Origin of the sequence: Gallibacterium salpingitidis (assembly GCF_001678495.1) — a bacterium.
GTDB classification, from domain to species: Bacteria; Pseudomonadota; Gammaproteobacteria; order Enterobacterales; family Pasteurellaceae; genus Gallibacterium; species Gallibacterium salpingitidis.
Genome location: NZ_JTJL01000081.1, coordinates 1 through 16,514, shown reverse-complemented (window position 1 = coordinate 16,514; position 16,514 = coordinate 1). Strand labels below are relative to the sequence as shown.

Genomic DNA, 16,514 nt, shown 5'->3' with positions numbered 1-16,514 from the left:
GCAAGAGTAAGAGGGACCCCAAAGCTATTTTATAGAAGTTTGTGACAAAATTTAGTTTGGTCAGTAGTCTGAGATCCTAGTAAGCTAGGACTTTAGCTTTTCATCATCTAAACCTTTCTCAATCTAACTTGATGACTAAATTTAAGTTTAAACACTATCATACCTACCACATAAATTAACGCCAAAAACAATAGAATATTGCTATATACAACGGCGTTTGTTCCAGTTGGCAATAAATTGATAGCGACGACATTAAAATGCAAATCTAATAATTTGCTACATACCACTGATGAAAACGCATACGCCATAAAATTAACCAATGAGAATAACCCCATGCCAATACCAATTTGTTGTTCAGGTAATAAATAAGAAACAAAATTAGATAAAGACATAGTTAAATAAGAACAACCCAAAACACCAAAAACCAATAATACCGCTATCCAAATTTCGGAATACCCTAATATTAAAGCGGTACCAACAAAATAAAGCAGCAGCATTAGTGAAGCCAGCGACAGCAAAAAGAGCGCACCCATCTTATCTACGATTTTGCCACCAACAACACCCATAGCCGCGGTAATAATTGCCGCTGGGAAAATTAAAGTACCAATCTTGCCGGCAGACAACTGATATACCTCTGATAAATATAGCGGCGCTAAAAATGATTCCCCTGCCCCAACAAAAATAAAGATAAACAAAAAACACAACATAATAATAAACTTTGTATTTTTGAATAATGACGGGTGAATAAAAGGCGTTTTAGTGTGATGAATTCTAATTACAAATAGTACCCAAGCAACTAAAGAAAATAGTAGAAAAATGACATTAAATTGCGTAATTGCTAATAAAATACTTGATGCTCCGCAAGCTAAGAAAATACCACCAACAAAATCAATAGCCACCTTTTTACCTTGTTCATTTGGCAAATTTTTCACATACAGTGGCAACGTTAAAACCAGGATCAATGAGAGTAAAAATAATGCACGCCAACTAAAATATTGAGCAACAAACCCAGCAATCATTGGGCCAATTGCTGCACCTAATGCTGCACCTGTTGCAGTCATACCAAAGGCAAAACCTCGTTCTTCCACTGCAAAATAACGTGCAGGAATAATCATACCTAAAGTAGGGATAATTGCAGTACCTGTCGCTTGTAATACACGAGCCAACAACATCGACGCATAATTTTGCCCCAGATAGCCAAGAATATCGGCGATTAATAAAACGATAAAAGCGAAAATAAGCAAGGTTTTCAATGAAAAACGTTCCGTACATTTGCCATAAATGGCGGTACTTATCGCATATACGATTAAAAAACTAGAGGAAAACCACCCCATTAACACTGAAGATAATGCAAACTCTTCGCGGATATTCGGTAACACAATGTTAAACATTGTTCCATTCATCACCGAAATAATTAACGAAAAGGCTAAGACAATTAATAGACTTTTTTGCTGTTGTTTAGATAACACAACTATAAACTCCTACGATAATGATCGTTGTACGGATTAAAGCAGTAACCCTTTGGTGAAAATTTCAACACTACTTTCGATGTACTCTTCTAAGCTAATATCTGGGAAATTTCTTTTAGAATTCAGATGATTGATAAATGCCCCATATTGCGCTGTAACCATTAGCAAGGCAGCAACTCTAGTGTCAGTTTTCCTCATCAGATTGCGCCGTATCATTTCATCAAGATATGCAGCTAAATCATTTAATAAACTTTTAGGATGCTCTAAGATCTTCTTGCGTAATTCAGGCAATTGATCTTCCTCTTTCAACGCAATCATTAAAATTTTGCGGTTTTTATTCGCAATTAGATGGTATTGCGTAAAAATCAGCATTAAGTCTTTCTTTAAGTCATAAACTAATTCATTTTCAATAATGACCTTAAACTCCGCCGCATAATACACCTGATTACAGGCTTCCTCTAAAAGCGAGAGCTTATTACTAAAATTACGGAACAAGGTTTTTTCTCCTACCCCTGCTCGCTGCGCAATTTCTAAGGTTGTTACTGCTCTGAACCCTTTCTCCGCAACCAGATCAACAATCGCTTCCATCAATTTTTGTTTTGTTGTTTTCATTTTTATCCTTTCTCTTATTAAAAAAATGACAGTAATCACTGTCATTTTTTTTGGTAAAAAATACTCTTCTCTATGCTTTATGTCAAGATGATAAATAGCAAAAAAGCCATCTCCGAATTTGGAAATGGCTTTTTACTAGTATTACTCTTAATATTTCTTTATCCGTAGAAAATGCTATCTACACATCATTAATGTTAACCCGCTAACGCTAACATCTCTTCGGCATTTGCTAATGATAACTGGGTAACTTGGCTGCCGCCGAGTAAACGTCCTAATTCATTGACACGTTCTGCTGTATTCAACAACATTACCGTAGTTTCTGTTTTTCCCTCTTTACAATATTTTTCTACCTTATAGTGGTAGTGCCCTTGTGATGCTACTTGTGGTAAATGTGTAATACAAAGGATTTGTACTGACTGCCCTAGTGAACGCAGTAACTTACCGACAATATTTGCTGTTGCTCCACTAATCCCAACATCAATTTCATCAAAAATAATGGTTGGTACTGCGCTTTTATCTGAAGTTAATGTCTGTAACACCAAAGCAATTCGTGAAAGCTCACCACCTGACGCATTTTTATGTAATGGCTGTGCATTTTCACCTAAATTACTCATTAACATAAACGTAATTTGATCAAAGCCATTTGCAGATAATTTTTCTTCATTCGCTACACATTGAATATCGAACTCTGCATTCTCCATTGCCAGCTGTTTAATTTGTTCTGTCACTGCTTTTGCTAATAAGATTGCACCTCGTTGGCGACGTTCAGATAGTTGCTGTGCAATTGATACCACTGCTTGATACGCTTGTTGTTCCAATGCTATCAATTGATCTTCGCCATCAATATACTCCGCTAATTGCTGATATTCTTGTATCAATTGTTGATGGTATGAAGGCAGTTCTTCTACCGCAATATGGTGTTTTTTCGCTAATTGCAGTGCTTGTTTTATCCGCATTTCAGTATCTGCTAATAATTCCGGATCATCTTCAATGCGATAAGCTAAATGCTGCACTTCTGAAATCGCTTCTTGAATATAAATTTGCGCCTGTTGAATTAATTGTTGCGCATTACTAAATTGTTCATCTGCTTCAACCAACTCATCGACATAATGAGCTGCTTTATTTAACAAATTATCTATATTGGCAGTTTCATTCTCTGCCAGTAACTGCAAAACTGATTGCGAACCTCGTGTTAATAAATCACTACTCGCTAAACGTTTTTGTATCTGATCAAGTTCTTCAAACTCCCCTTGTTTTAGGGCAAACTCGTTTAACTCCGCTATTTGATAATGCAACAATTGTTTTCTGGCTTCATTTTCCGCACATTGCTGACGAAAATCCGCTAAATTGCGCTGCTGTTGTTTCCAATGACGATACTGTTCTGCCAATTGTTGTAATAAATTGCGGTTGTGGCAAAAGGTGTCTAATAAATGTAATTGATAATCCGGTTTTAGTAACAGTTGCGAAGAGTGTTGCCCACTAATTTGTACCAATAGATCACCCAACTCTCTTAATTGTGCAGCAGGTACAAGTTGATTGTTAATAAATCCTTTTGAACGCCCTTCTTGCGTAATAATACGACGTAAAATACATTCATCCGGATTATCTTCATCATCTAACTCGTGATCTTTCAACCATTGCTGTGCGATTGCATTATGTTGTAGTGAAAAAACAGCGCTTACATCAGCACGACTTTCTCCTGAACGCAACATATTGGCATCAACTCGCTGTCCTAAACAAACAGCTAACGCATCTAATGCAATAGATTTTCCTGCGCCAGTTTCACCAGTAATCACTGACATACCATTAGCAAAATCAAGCGTAAGATGATTAACAATCGCAAAATTATTGATTTGTAATTGAGTGAGCATAAAGACCTCCAATACTGTATAAATATCAGTATATACTGTTTTTTTATACAGTAAAGAATTTCTTTTGCACTTAGAATAATTTTTTGAGCCAGCCGAGCTTTGAACTAAGAATGTTGTAATAGTTATAGTCTTGTAAATGCAGCAATTTCATCCGCAAATCACTCTTTTTCACCACAATAACATCATCAATACAGAAAGGAATATTCACTTGGCTATCGCAGCTTACTTCTAACTGACGAACATTATATTGTGCAAAGCGGAAATGTAATTTGCTATCACCATCAACCACTAATGGTCTTGAGGATAGTGTATGAGGGAACATTGGCACTAAGGTAATCGCATTAAGTAAAGGAGTTAAAATTGGACCGCCAGCAGATAAAGAATAAGCCGTTGAACCAGTCGGCGTTGCAATAATCAAGCCATCAGAACGCTGTGAAAAACAAAATTTATCATTGATATAAACTTGGAAATCAATCATATGCGCAATTTTTGCCGGATGGATAACTACTTCATTAATTGCCTGATTTTCAGCGATCACCTCTCCGTCACGAACAACATTAACATCTAATAAAAAGCGTTCTTCAACAAAGAACTCTCCACGATCCAAGCAGGCTGATAATTGTTCATACACTTGATCTGGATCGATATCAGTAAGAAAACCTAAATTACCACGATTAATCCCGATTAACGCAGTATTGTAACGCGAAAGAATCCTTGCCTTACCCAGCATATTGCCATCGCCGCCAATAACGATAACCAATTCTGCCGCTGCACCAATTTCATCTAATGTCGCAATATGACGAGCATCTAACTGTAATGCCTTCCCTACTTCCGGTTCAACCAATACGTGATAACCACGATGTCTTAACCAAATAAAGAGATCTTGGTGCATTTGTAATCGATCATCATGACGTGGTTGTCCCACCACACCTATCGTTCTAAACGAACGATGTAATGAATGACGATGTTCCTTTGTATCAAATTCTTGCATAACAATTACCCAGTTAATAACGCAGCGATCCTTGAATTGCGCCAAATGAGGCATATATTAGCACAACTTTTGTCGATAATTTTGACTTAATCACGCTCAATCAGTGAATAATTAGCGGCAATAGTATTTTTTTGTTAAACTAGCGAGCGCTAAAGCAGCTATTTGATTTTGGAGAAAACTATGTCTGAACAGCAAACTACTACTGAAGAAAAAGTACTAAATAAAGAAGAATTAAATGAACAAGTTGCCGAAAATGAGGAAGTAGAAACAGCGAGTGAAGAAATTGACCCATTAAATGAAGCACTGGCTAAAATTCAAGATTTAGAAGCACAATTAGAAGAAGCAGCGAAAAAAGAACAAGATATTTTATTAAGAACTCGTGCTGAAATTGATAATATCCGTCGCCGTACTGAAGCTGATGTTGAAAAAGCACATAAATTTGGCTTAGAAAAATTTGCTAAAGAAATTTTGAATGTAATTGATAACTTAGAACGCGCTGCGGCTACCCCAAATAATTCAGAAGATGAAAGCGTGAAAGCATTATTTGATGGTGTGGAACTCACTTTAAAAGATCTTATCTCAACTGTAGCAAAATTTGGTATTGAACCAGTTGGAGCAGTTGGTGAAACCTTTAATCCAGATTTGCATCAAGCAATTTCAATGCAACCAACTGAAGGTTTTACCACTAACCAAATCACAACAGTATTACAAAAAGGTTATCTATTAAATGGTCGTGTTATTCGTCCAGCAATGGTGATGATTGCGGCTTAATCACACTCAATTATGCCCTAAATACAATGAGTATTTAGGGTTTTTTATTAAGTTAATTTTAATTATCCAGCTGTAACTGTTATCTGAACACGATATAAAAAATTGAAAACGGTAATATAATGTTGCTTGGTAATCTACTCTATAGTTCGAATTTCATAACACCTTATTTTTTGCCAGTTCATTAAATCATACTTGAACCTTGAACAATTCAACAAATATCACATTTTTGTAAAAGCACTAAGGATAAATTTTTAACTAATCAATAAAAATATCGTTTTATAGTTCCAGATCACAAAAACAAAAAAGAGTTCTGATATAAACCTTGAGTTATGGTTAACTTTTATGCTACGCTCAATTTCATAAACTAAAGGTTATATTTTTATGTTTGAATTGCTCTTTCATCCCGAAGCAATAAATGAAATCAAAGCTTTATCACCCCTTATGCAAGCAAAGGTATTAAATACACTGGATAAGCTAGAGGAAAAAGGCAACCAATTACGATATCCTCATACTCGTAATATTAAAGATGGATTATTTGAGTTACGTGCAGGAAGCAAAGATATATCTCGTACATTTTTTGCTTTTGCAATAGGTAAGAAAATTTATATCTTACGTACATTTGTAAAAAAATCTCAAAAAACACCCATAGCAGAGATTGACCTTGCATTTAAACGATTAGGAGAAATGACTGATGAAAGTACAAGCTGTTAACTATAAGGCAGTAAAAGACACTTTATTAAAAAATGAAGAAACAAAAGCACTCTATATTCAGGAAAAACGTATTGAAGAACTACAAACATTACTGGTAGAGTTGCGCCAAAAAGCGGGATTAACTGTTTCAGAAGTTGCTGCAAGAATGGGAGTGAGCCAACCAGCAGTAAGTAAATTAGAGAAAAATGCAAGTCGTGCTTCTTTTACTACACTACAACGTTACGCTCACGCTTGTGGAGCTGAGTTACGAGTTGGTGTACATGGATAATCTTTATAACTAACCTTATCAATTTGTATAGTTACAGGTTATTACCTATAAATTGACATTAAAGGTTTGTTACTTGCAACCAACTCAATATTGATTAGAATAGTGACTCTTTTTATCTGAATTGAGATCTCCACAGTGCTTAACAAATCCACTTTTCGTATTACGCTATTATCGGCACTAGCCTTATTGTTTGTAGGTTGTGCAACGCAAGAGCAATTCACACCACCAGAGGCGGCATTACCGCATAACAGTCCAATTTGGCAGCAACATCAACAAGCGGTAAATGCAATTAATCATTATGCAGCAGAGGGGCAACTCGGCTATATTGGTGACAATAAACGTTTCTCTTCTTCATTTGCATGGCAATATTTAGGACAAGAACAATATCGTTTACATTTCTCTTCTTTATTAAGCAGCAGTACCTTAACAATTGAAAAAAGTCCTGTTACCACAGTGATTTATGATAATAAAGGTAATTATTATGCTGCTCGAGATGTACATCAATTACTACAAGATGTGATTGGTTTTGACTTCCCCGTTGAACAATTTCCTAATTGGATTAAAGGATTGCCGGGTAATACAGAAAATTATGTGATCGACCAACAAGGGTTATTGAGTCATTTTAACTATCAATGGCAAGGCGACAACTGGCAAGCAAAATATATTAATTATAATCAAACCGTTTCACCAAAATTACCTGAAAATTTATTAATTAGCGGCCCAAATAAAAAATTAAAAATTCAAATTAAGCAATGGAAATTCTAATGACCACTAATCCATTTTTAGGGAAACTGTTGCGTTTCCCTTGTCCTGCAAAGCTAAATTTATTCCTTTATATTAATCAAAAACGTGCTGATGGTTATCATGAGTTACAAACGTTATTTCAATTTTTAGATTATGGTGATTGGCTCACTATTACTATCAACAATACCGGGAAAATTGAACTAACTAATTCGCTAGAAGGTGTTGCTCTGGAACAAAATCTTATTTATCGAGCAGCAAAAATGTTACAACAAACGACTCAATCGACATTAGGCGCTTCAATTCATTTAGAAAAGCATCTGCCAATGGGCGGCGGCGTTGGTGGCGGTTCTTCGGATGCTGCTACCACTTTAGTTGCCTTAAATTATCTCTGGCAAACCCAACTTTCCGTTGATCAGTTAGCTGAATTAGGCTTACAGCTTGGCGCGGACGTACCTATTTTTGTACATGGAAAAGCCGCTTTTGCAGAAGGCGTTGGTGAAAAAATTACTTATTGCCAACCGCCAGAAAAATATTATGTTGTCGTCAAACCTAATGTCGCGATCTCAACGGCGAAAGTTTTCCAAGATCCTAATTTACCTAGACAGACGCCGAAAAAACCGTTAGCGGTATTACTCTCAGAAAATTATACAAACGATTGCGAAAAAGTTGTGCGAGATCACTATCCTGAGGTTGAACAAGCTATTCAGTGGTTGGTACAATATGCACCGACCCGATTAACGGGAACCGGCGCTTGCATTTTTGCAGAGTTTGATTCGCAAGATCGTGCATTAGCCGTTTTTCAACAACGCCCGTCCGATTTAACTGGGTTTGTTGCCAAAGGGGTAAATCAATCGCCTTTATATCTTACCCTTGCGGAAATACAACAACAATTTTAGTGGATTGTCCAACAATCTGAATATTTAATCACCAACACCGAGGTTTACAATGCCTGACATTAAGCTGTTTGCTGGTAACGCAACACCAGAACTAGCAAAGAAAATTTCTGAACGTCTTTATACTTCTCTTAGTGATGCAATCGTTGGCCGTTTTAGCGATGGCGAAATTCAAGTCCAAATTAACGAAAATGTACGTGGTTCTGATGTGTTCATCGTGCAATCCACTTGTGCACCAACTAACGATAATTTGATGGAACTCGTAGTAATGATCGACGCATTACGTCGTGCTTCTGCTGGCCGTATCACTGCAGTTGTGCCTTACTTCGGCTATGCACGTCAAGACCGTCGTGTACGTTCTGCTCGTGTACCAATTACTGCTAAAGTCGTTGCAGATATTTTATCTAATGTCGGTGTTGACCGCGTATTAACTTGCGATTTACACGCAGAACAAATTCAAGGTTTCTTTGATGTTCCAGTAGATAACGTATTTGGTTCTCCAGTATTAATTGACGATATTTTGAAGAAACAAGATTTAGAAAATCCAATCGTGGTTTCTCCAGATATTGGTGGTGTGGTGCGTGCAAGAGCGGTAGCAAAATTATTGAACGATACCGATATGGCGATTATTGATAAACGCCGTCCACGTGCAAACGTTGCGCAAGTTATGCATATTATCGGTGATGTCGCTGGTCGCGATTGTATCTTAGTTGACGATATGATTGATACCGGGGGTACTTTATGTAAAGCCGCGGAAGCATTGAAAGAACGCGGTGCAAAACGTGTGTTCGCTTATGCAACTCACGCTGTATTCTCTGGTTCAGCAGCGAAAAACATTGCTAGCCCGGCATTAGATGAAATCGTGGTAACTGATACTATTCCACTTCGTCCTGAAATTATTGCTTTAAATAAAGTGAGAGTATTAACGCTATCTGGTATGTTAGCGGAAGCGATTCGCCGTATCAGCAATGAAGAGTCTATCTCAGCAATGTTTAATAATTAATTTGCATATTGATCTGTTAAAAACCCTGCAATTGCAGGGTTTTCTTTTCGCTTCTTATTCTAGTAATGTTAAAAAGTCTGCAACGGTATGGAATGAACCAAACACTAGGATTAAATCCTCTTTTTGGCTCTGTTTTAATGCCAATTCCACACCTTGTAACATCGAACTTACAGCATAAACAGAAGGGTTGTTTTCTACTTTATCTAACATCACATTTAATTTCTGTTGTAACACTTCACCAGCTTGCCCACGTTCACCTGCAAGTGGTACACAAATCCATTCGTTAATTAATGGTAACAGCGGTTGTAACACCCCTTCCGCATCTTTATCTTTTAAAATGCCGCATACTGCATAAATATGCGCATAATGAGCTTTTTGCTGCGCTAATTGCGTAGCTAAATAGCGTGCAGCGTGCGGATTATGCCCCACATCCAGCACAATTTGCGGCATAGTGTCAGTTGTTAATGCAAAAGTTGTTGCTAATTTTTGTAATTGTGCTTGTTCTAAAAATTGAAAACGCCCTGCTAGCTCTACTTTTGCTAAACTCTCAATAATCTCCATTTGACCGATATCAAACGGTAAAAACTGCAATGCTGCTAATGCAGTCGCTGCATTAGGTAACGGAATATGACATAACGGTAAATTGGTTAATTTTTGCTGTGATGATTGCCAACACCAACTATTCTCCGATTGCTGGTAATCAAAATCTTTACCGCGATAAATCGCCTGACAATGTAATTTTTCTGCTTGCTGTTTTATTGATTCTGGGCAATCTGGCTCACCGACCACTAACGGTTTATGTGCACGACAAATTCCCGCTTTCTCAAAACCAATTTGCTCTCTGGTATTGCCTAAAAACGCAGTGTGGTCGAGATCAATTGAGGTAATTATCGCTAAATCTGTATCAATAATGTTGGTTGCATCTAAACGTCCACCTAACCCAACTTCCAAAATAATCACATCAAGATTAGCTTGTTCAAATAACCACAATGCTGCCAATGTGCTAAATTCAAAATAGGTCAATGAATCACAACGTTGTTGTTCAATAGTCGCGAAAGCTTGCGTATGTGCATTAGCTGGTAGTTCTTGTCCTTGAATACGGACTCGCTCTTCATAACGCAAAATATGTGGTGAAGAATAAACACCAACCCGACACCCCGCATTTAATAGAATAGTTTCCAATAATCGGCAAGTTGTGCCTTTACCATTGGTGCCCGCGACCGTAATCACAAATGCGCTTGGATGCAACAACTGCATTTTTTCCGCAACTCGGCTAACCCGCTCTAACCCCATATCTATCGTTTTACTATGTAAATGTTCCAGATAATTTAACCATTCCGCTAATGGTGTATCTGTTGTTAAATTTTGCTTCATACTTCTATCCTTATTTTTTGCTTGCTTATCATAGTTAATATTGCCTAAAATCGCCAGCTGTCTTACGTCATATAAGCGCAAAATTAGACTAAGGAAAAAGTTATGTTATCTCTGTTTATTGCTATCTTTTGTAGCGTCGCGGTGAGTGTATTTTTGAAAATTGCTCGCTCTCAACAAATTGTGATTCAGCAAGCAATTGCTTGTAACTATTTAATGGCAGGCAGTTTAGCCTATTTTGTCCTGCAACCTGATTTTATGGGTCTATCTTTTAGTGATGCCATTCGTCAAAATGAGCATAGTTGGCTCTTTCTATTATTAGGCTTTTTATTACCAACAATTTTCTTAGTAATGGCAAAAGCGATTGAATATAACGGTATTGCACGCGCTGATGCAGCACAACGCCTCTCGCTCTTTTTACCAATCTTAGCCGCATTTCTCTTTTTTGGTGAAACGCTGACCACACAAAAAAGTATCGCGATTATTTGTGCATTTATCGCCTTATTTGCGTTAGTTTTTAAAGCCAATCTGTCGCAAACTTCGCAAAGTATCAAAGGCTTTTTGCTGCTACCGTTGGTCTGGTTTGGTTACGGCATCATTGATATTTTATTTAAACAAATTGCTAAATTTGGCATGGCTTTCTCTTTTGCCCTATTTACCTCCTTTGTCATCGCTGGCTGCTTTATTTTTGCCTATTTAATTTTTACCAAGACACGTTGGCAAGGCAAAAGTATGTTGGCTGGTTTATTTTTAGGGGCATTAAACTTTTTAAATATTCTTTTCTACATTAAGGCACACCAGCAATTAAGTGAAAATCCGTCTTTAGTTTTTGCTGGCATGAACATTGGTGTGATGATTTTAGGCGCAGTGATTGGCGCTTTTGTATTTAAAGAGAAACTCAACAAAATCAATCTTGCTGGTATTGGCTTAGGCATTGTCGCGATTATTTTATTGTTAATGCCGATTGCTTAACACCACCTTTATTGAATTAATCCTTGATAAAGAAATAAAAAAACAGGAAACAGTTCGGATTTAATAATAAATTCGCTATAATGTGCGCCATTTTTGAATATGAAAAAGTTGAGGTATTTATGACTCCTGTCATTGCGTTGGTAGGACGCCCAAATGTTGGTAAATCAACATTGTTTAATCGTTTAACTCGTAGTCGTGATGCACTCGTCGCTAATTTTCCAGGATTAACTCGCGATCGTAAATATGGTCAGGGTCAATTAAATGGCACTGAATTTATTGTTATTGATACTGGCGGAATTGACGGTTCTGAACAAGGTATTGAAGTTAAAATGGCTGAGCAATCATTATTAGCCATTGATGAAGCAGATATTGTTTTATTCCTCGTTGATGCACGTGCAGGATTAACTGCCGCAGATATTGGTATTGCGCAATATTTACGTCGTCGTGAAAAACCAACTGTGGTCGTTGCTAATAAGATTGATGGTATTGACGCTGACTCTCATGTTGCAGAATTTTATCAATTAGGGTTAGGTGAAATCGCTCAAATTGCAGCATCTCAAGGACGTGGCGTAACGCAATTAATTCAAGATGTATTAGCGCCATATCAAACAGAAAATCAAGATGATGAAATAACAAGCGATACTGATGACGATTGGGATAATGACTTTGATTTCAGTGATGATGAATTAACTCTTGCTGAAGATGAAGAGCTTGATATTACAAAAGAAGAATTTGCAGAAGATGACGAGCAACAAGAGGATCGTCCAATTAAGATCGCAATCGTTGGTCGTCCAAATGTTGGTAAATCAACATTAACCAATCGTATTTTAGGCGAAGATCGTGTGGTCGTTTATGATATGCCGGGTACCACTCGCGATAGTATCTATATTCCAATGGAGCGTGATGGTCAGCAATATACTATCATTGATACTGCTGGAGTGCGAAGACGCGGTAAAGTGACTTTAACTGTCGAAAAATTTTCTGTCATTAAGACATTACAAGCGATTCAAGACGCCAATGTAGTGTTACTGACTATTGATGCACACGAAGGCATTTCTGATCAAGATCTCTCTTTACTCGGCTTTATTTTAAATGCAGGTCGTGCCTTAGTTATTGTGGTCAATAAATGGGATGGATTAAGCCAAGAGATCAAAGACAATATTAAATCTGAATTAGATCGTCGTTTAGATTTTATTGACTTTGCGCGAGTGCACTTTATCTCTGCATTACATGGCAGCGGTGTCGGTAATTTATTTGAGTCTGTGAATGAAGCGTATCAATCTGCGACACAGCGCTACTCTACTTCGCTATTAACTCGTATTCTACAAATGGCGACCGATGAACATCAACCGCCAATGATCGCAGGCAGACGCATTAAATTAAAATATGCCCACCCAGGTGGACATAATCCGCCAATTATTGTGATCCATGGCAACCAAGTAGATAAATTACCAGATTCATATAAGCGTTATTTATCGAATTATTATCGTCGCAGCTTGAAAATTATTGGTTCACCAATTCGTATTCTTTTCCAAGATGGTGATAATCCATATGCGGGTAAACGTAATAAATTAACGCCAAATCAATTACGTAAACGCAGACGTTTGATGAAGTTTATTAAGAAAGCGAAAAAATAAAGTTTATCTATATGCAACAATACCTCGCCGCGGCGAGGTATTTTTTAAGTTAATGTTTATGGTTCAAATCAGAACTGAATGGATAAATTCACATTTCCAGCAACCGAATTAAACCCTTTGGCAAAGGTGGATTGTACACCAGCACCCAATGCGACATTTTGGCTAATTTGATATTTTGCACCTACATCAAGTTCTCCTCTCACACGTGATGGGTCACAATCCTCCAACGTAAAGCGGTATTTTGGATAATTCACAAACCCTGCACGTAGATAATTACCTCGATAGGTCATATCGTATCCCACTGCGGCTTTCGCTTGTAAACTCAATCTATCATTAACTTGGAAATCCCCTTTGATACCGAGTTTTGCCATAAAGGCTTCGGTGCTTTGTTTATCAACGGCGAAATTAAAGTCTTTTGCTCCTTTCTCAATATAGTCTTCAATTTCAACTCGTTGATAATCTAAACCGATAAATGGGGTGACTTTTGCCTGTGGATTCACTTGGAAAGCTCGATTTAAGGTGATACCAGTACGGAAATGGTTCGCTTTCATCTCACTTTCCGCAGTACGGCCTAAGAAACTAAGATGACGTTTACCGTCTAAATAGGCTTGTCCAATACCAGCATAAAAATCAATATCCCATTGTGGTGTTAATGCAGTATTACCATATACGCCAACCTGCCAAGTATCGGCTTTTAAGTTGTGATTTGCAGCGGAATCATAACTGTCTGCATCAGTTTTAAGATAGCCCGCCGTTAAGCCCAATTTAGTGTTTTCGGTGACACAACGTTCACTGCCGACGGCAATGCCACTATGAGTGGCTTGATAGCCAGATAATCCTGATGAGCCATCTCGTTCATTCCATTCTCCTAACACTTTTGCCCAGACTTGATTGTCACCAGCATCTGCCAAACAACGTCCTGTTGGTATTGTTTTGGTTAAGGTATCAGTCGCTTCCATAATTACGCGACTAGTACGAATCCCTAATAATGGTTGGATTTGCTCTACCGCATTCACCACCTCTTTTTCACTGGTTAATTTCATTAAGCCAAAAGCAATATCATTATCTACTGAGGCTTTAATTTTATCCAAACTTGCTGCCATTGGAGCTAAGCAATCATCACATGCCTGTTTAACCAAATGTTCGATTAAACCTGGTGTTGGTTCAGGGGTAGGCTCGGGTTTAGGTTCTGGAGTCGGAGTTGGTTCAGGTTCAGGCTCTGGAGCTGGAACCGCTTTGGCATTTAAATGCATCGCTTGTGGTTCATATAGTGCAGTAAAGTCGAATAAGACACTATTATCTTCTACTTTCGGATTAAAACGTCCTTTGAGCTCTCCATCAGTAGTTAATACATTTAAGAAAGTATCATCGCCACCACGAAGTTTATCGGCATATACATAAAGTTTGCTGCCATCCTCAATCACAATATCTTTTGTACTATGCAATTGGCTGTAATCATTATGGCTATTAACATCGACTTGATAAGTACCTTTAATTGCTAGCGAATCAACGAGTTGTTTACCGCCTGCTTGGGAATATAAAATACCAGCTGGATTAACTACCATATCGGTATGCACAATGGTATTTGCTGCTAATGCAATGGTTCCTTCGTTAATAGAAAAGGCAGGACTTGCCGGAATAACAGTATCTTGAAAGGCATCAGGAGGATAATCTATATATTCTCTATGTTCCTCTTCATGACCAGTGATAATCCCTTCATCTAACGTACCAGAAAGCGTCCAGGTACCTGAACCATTTTTCTCAATTGTGTCAAAAGCAAAGAATTTTTTGCCAGGAGTGAGGTTTAGAATCTTGTAATTAGATTCTCCTGATATTGTGTCATCTATCACAAGATCTTTTCCATTTATACCAAATTCAGTAAGGTTTAAAGATAAATTATTAGCTCCATTCAAGATAAGTGTATTAGCATTTTGTAAGATATATTGTCCTGGATAAATGAACATTGCAGATGCCACTAATCCTTGAATATTGTCAGGATTAGTTGCTAAATCTAAAACATTACGCATTAAAGGTAATATTGAATAATTATTATATCTAAGTTGCCCATCACCGAAGCCAATTGCCACAAAGTGATCATTATTCTCGGTTGGAAGAATTTTTGTATTCCCTGATATTGTTACTCGCGTATGAAATCGTTGGTATCTATCAGCTTCTGCAACATAAACCCCAATCTCTCCTCCTCTTATAATTGCATCAGAGAGAGTAATACTACGAGTATTAATCGCAAAAATACCATATTTGTCATATGAGCCTTCCCCCACTCCTCCTATTACTTCTGCTCCTAATATTGTAATATCACCAGCACTCTGTGTCATAATACCCGATTGTTTCGCTGTTATTTTTCCTCCTTTAACAACTAAAGAAGAAAAGTAATTTTCGTTACGTATTGGAAAATTATTTATATAAATACCATTAGAGTTAGTCGCATCAACGATTAAATCTTGTATTGTTAACAAGCCGATTCTATATGCAGTAATATTTCCTTCGTAAGAGTAGGTATCGGAGATAATTTTTCCTTGAGAAGAGTTGCTTCCTTGTAAGGTAACATTGTTATCTTTGCCAACATTAATAGAGAGTTGCTTATCTTTGTAATTACATGTTTCAGATACGGTATAAGTTCCTGCGGTTGTAATTTCTTCTCGACAAGCCAACTCTTCTGCCCAAGTAGGCAAAGACATCGCTGCTAAAATAGCTGTAACGAAGATATTAAAAACAAATTTATAAGGACTATTTAGAGATTGAGAGGGGGGGGGTAATTTGACTATTGGCAGCAGTTTTTACTGAGCCTGATTTGCCTTTAGAGCGAGTATTTTCCGAGGCACATTGCCATAACTGCCTAACGGCATTCCAAACTAAACGATAAGTATGATTCATAATAAGTTCCTTAATTACAGAATGATTATTAAGAAATAACAGTTACATCACTGTTAGAGAAAGGTTATTTAAAAATAACACCTTGTTAGCATATACCTATTTTTGTTTTTATGTCAGTTTATTTTATGGAAATGCCAGTATTTTTTAATTTTTTGTGACACAAGGCATAATTTACACCCTAATTAGGGTTATAAGAGAGTCAATTATAAAAAAATACAACTATTTTATGCTTTTATACCATTTTCGAATTTGTTTGGATTTAATCTAATAAAAAAGGGTACTGCAAAGTACCCTCAGACTGTTGAC

15 protein-coding genes are annotated in these 16,514 nt (G+C 37.2%); 8 read left to right on the top strand and 7 right to left on the bottom strand.

Annotated features, from left to right (window positions below; all coding sequences use genetic code 11):
• Positions 1-107: 107 nt before the first annotated feature.
• The 4 genes from QS62_RS11600 to QS62_RS11585 all read right to left on the bottom strand — a co-directional run bounded on the left by QS62_RS11600 (position 108) and on the right by QS62_RS11585 (position 4,943).
• Positions 108-1,469 (bottom strand): MFS transporter, encoded by a 1,362-nt coding sequence (locus tag QS62_RS11600; RefSeq protein ID WP_066110350.1) that lies wholly within the window; start codon positions 1,467-1,469, stop codon positions 108-110.
• 36 nt (positions 1,470-1,505) lie between these two features.
• Positions 1,506-2,081 (bottom strand): TetR/AcrR family transcriptional regulator, encoded by a 576-nt coding sequence (locus QS62_RS11595; protein WP_066110348.1) that lies wholly within the window; start codon positions 2,079-2,081, stop codon positions 1,506-1,508.
• A 194-nt stretch (positions 2,082-2,275) separates the two neighbouring features.
• Positions 2,276-3,952, bottom strand: coding sequence for a DNA repair protein RecN (recN, locus tag QS62_RS11590; RefSeq protein ID WP_066110347.1), 1,677 nt, complete (start codon positions 3,950-3,952; stop codon positions 2,276-2,278).
• A gap of 70 nt (positions 3,953-4,022) precedes the next feature.
• Complete coding sequence (locus QS62_RS11585) at positions 4,023-4,943, bottom strand: NAD(+) kinase (protein WP_066110345.1); 921 nt, start codon at positions 4,941-4,943, stop codon at positions 4,023-4,025.
• A 180-nt stretch (positions 4,944-5,123) separates the two neighbouring features.
• Between QS62_RS11585 and grpE the strand changes: the two genes are divergently transcribed.
• From grpE to QS62_RS11555, 6 genes are all read left to right on the top strand, one after another.
• Complete coding sequence (grpE, locus tag QS62_RS11580) at positions 5,124-5,714, top strand: nucleotide exchange factor GrpE (protein ID WP_066110343.1); 591 nt, start codon at positions 5,124-5,126, stop codon at positions 5,712-5,714.
• A gap of 381 nt (positions 5,715-6,095) precedes the next feature.
• Complete coding sequence (locus QS62_RS11575; protein ID WP_066110341.1) at positions 6,096-6,425, top strand: type II toxin-antitoxin system RelE/ParE family toxin; 330 nt, start codon at positions 6,096-6,098, stop codon at positions 6,423-6,425.
• The gene (locus tag QS62_RS11570; protein WP_066110339.1) at positions 6,406-6,693 is read left to right on the top strand and encodes a helix-turn-helix domain-containing protein; all 288 of its coding nucleotides are present in this window, start codon (positions 6,406-6,408) and stop codon (positions 6,691-6,693) included. Before QS62_RS11575 ends, QS62_RS11570 begins: the two co-directional genes overlap by 20 nt.
• A gap of 135 nt (positions 6,694-6,828) precedes the next feature.
• The gene (gene lolB / locus QS62_RS11565) at positions 6,829-7,458 is read left to right on the top strand and encodes a lipoprotein insertase outer membrane protein LolB (protein ID WP_066110338.1); all 630 of its coding nucleotides are present in this window, start codon (positions 6,829-6,831) and stop codon (positions 7,456-7,458) included.
• Positions 7,458-8,333 (top strand): 4-(cytidine 5'-diphospho)-2-C-methyl-D-erythritol kinase, encoded by an 876-nt coding sequence (gene ispE, locus QS62_RS11560; RefSeq protein ID WP_082966200.1) that lies wholly within the window; start codon positions 7,458-7,460, stop codon positions 8,331-8,333. Before lolB ends, ispE begins: the two co-directional genes overlap by 1 nt.
• A 49-nt stretch (positions 8,334-8,382) precedes the next feature.
• Complete coding sequence (locus QS62_RS11555) at positions 8,383-9,333, top strand: ribose-phosphate pyrophosphokinase (RefSeq protein ID WP_065233544.1); 951 nt, start codon at positions 8,383-8,385, stop codon at positions 9,331-9,333.
• A gap of 54 nt (positions 9,334-9,387) precedes the next feature.
• On the opposite strand, the gene folC is transcribed toward QS62_RS11555, so the two are convergent.
• Positions 9,388-10,707, bottom strand: coding sequence for a bifunctional tetrahydrofolate synthase/dihydrofolate synthase (folC, locus tag QS62_RS11550; protein WP_066110334.1), 1,320 nt, complete (start codon positions 10,705-10,707; stop codon positions 9,388-9,390).
• A 102-nt stretch (positions 10,708-10,809) separates the two neighbouring features.
• Here folC and QS62_RS11545 point away from each other — a divergent pair, with 102 nt between their 5' ends.
• Together QS62_RS11545 and der are read left to right on the top strand one after the other, a co-directional pair.
• A complete protein-coding gene (locus QS62_RS11545) occupies positions 10,810-11,676 on the top strand; it encodes a DMT family transporter (RefSeq protein ID WP_066110332.1) in 867 nt (288 codons plus the stop codon).
• Positions 11,677-11,795: 119 nt separating this feature from the next.
• Positions 11,796-13,313 (top strand): ribosome biogenesis GTPase Der, encoded by a 1,518-nt coding sequence (der, locus tag QS62_RS11540; RefSeq protein ID WP_066110352.1) that lies wholly within the window; start codon positions 11,796-11,798, stop codon positions 13,311-13,313.
• A gap of 68 nt (positions 13,314-13,381) precedes the next feature.
• Here the strand turns inward: der and QS62_RS11535 are convergent, their stop codons facing one another.
• Positions 13,382-16,012 carry an autotransporter outer membrane beta-barrel domain-containing protein gene (locus QS62_RS11535; RefSeq protein WP_066110330.1) on the bottom strand — a complete coding sequence of 877 codons (2,631 nt, stop codon included), beginning with the start codon at positions 16,010-16,012 and terminating at the stop codon, positions 13,382-13,384.
• A gap of 49 nt (positions 16,013-16,061) precedes the next feature.
• A complete protein-coding gene (locus QS62_RS11935; protein ID WP_082966199.1) occupies positions 16,062-16,208 on the bottom strand; it encodes an ESPR domain-containing protein in 147 nt (48 codons plus the stop codon).
• Positions 16,209-16,514 lie beyond the last annotated feature (306 nt).

Bases quoted from the DNA above. Each gene is read 5' to 3' on its own strand.
- QS62_RS11595 (WP_066110348.1), bottom strand. From the start codon at position 2,081: ATGAAAACAACAAAACAAAAATTGATGGAAGCGATTGTTGATCTGGTT.
- der (WP_066110352.1), top strand. From the start codon at position 11,796: ATGACTCCTGTCATTGCGTTGGTAGGACGCCCAAATGTTGGTAAATCA.
- QS62_RS11545 (WP_066110332.1), top strand. From the start codon at position 10,810: ATGTTATCTCTGTTTATTGCTATCTTTTGTAGCGTCGCGGTGAGTGTA.
- QS62_RS11535 (WP_066110330.1), bottom strand. From the start codon at position 16,012: ATGTCTTTGCCTACTTGGGCAGAAGAGTTGGCTTGTCGAGAAGAAATT.
- QS62_RS11555 (WP_065233544.1), top strand. From the start codon at position 8,383: ATGCCTGACATTAAGCTGTTTGCTGGTAACGCAACACCAGAACTAGCA.
- QS62_RS11585 (WP_066110345.1), bottom strand. From the start codon at position 4,943: ATGCAAGAATTTGATACAAAGGAACATCGTCATTCATTACATCGTTCG.
- ispE (WP_082966200.1), top strand. From the start codon at position 7,458: ATGACCACTAATCCATTTTTAGGGAAACTGTTGCGTTTCCCTTGTCCT.
- grpE (WP_066110343.1), top strand. From the start codon at position 5,124: ATGTCTGAACAGCAAACTACTACTGAAGAAAAAGTACTAAATAAAGAA.
- QS62_RS11570 (WP_066110339.1), top strand. From the start codon at position 6,406: ATGAAAGTACAAGCTGTTAACTATAAGGCAGTAAAAGACACTTTATTA.
- folC (WP_066110334.1), bottom strand. From the start codon at position 10,707: ATGAAGCAAAATTTAACAACAGATACACCATTAGCGGAATGGTTAAAT.
- QS62_RS11935 (WP_082966199.1), bottom strand. From the start codon at position 16,208: ATGAATCATACTTATCGTTTAGTTTGGAATGCCGTTAGGCAGTTATGG.
- recN (WP_066110347.1), bottom strand. From the start codon at position 3,952: ATGCTCACTCAATTACAAATCAATAATTTTGCGATTGTTAATCATCTT.
- QS62_RS11575 (WP_066110341.1), top strand. From the start codon at position 6,096: ATGTTTGAATTGCTCTTTCATCCCGAAGCAATAAATGAAATCAAAGCT.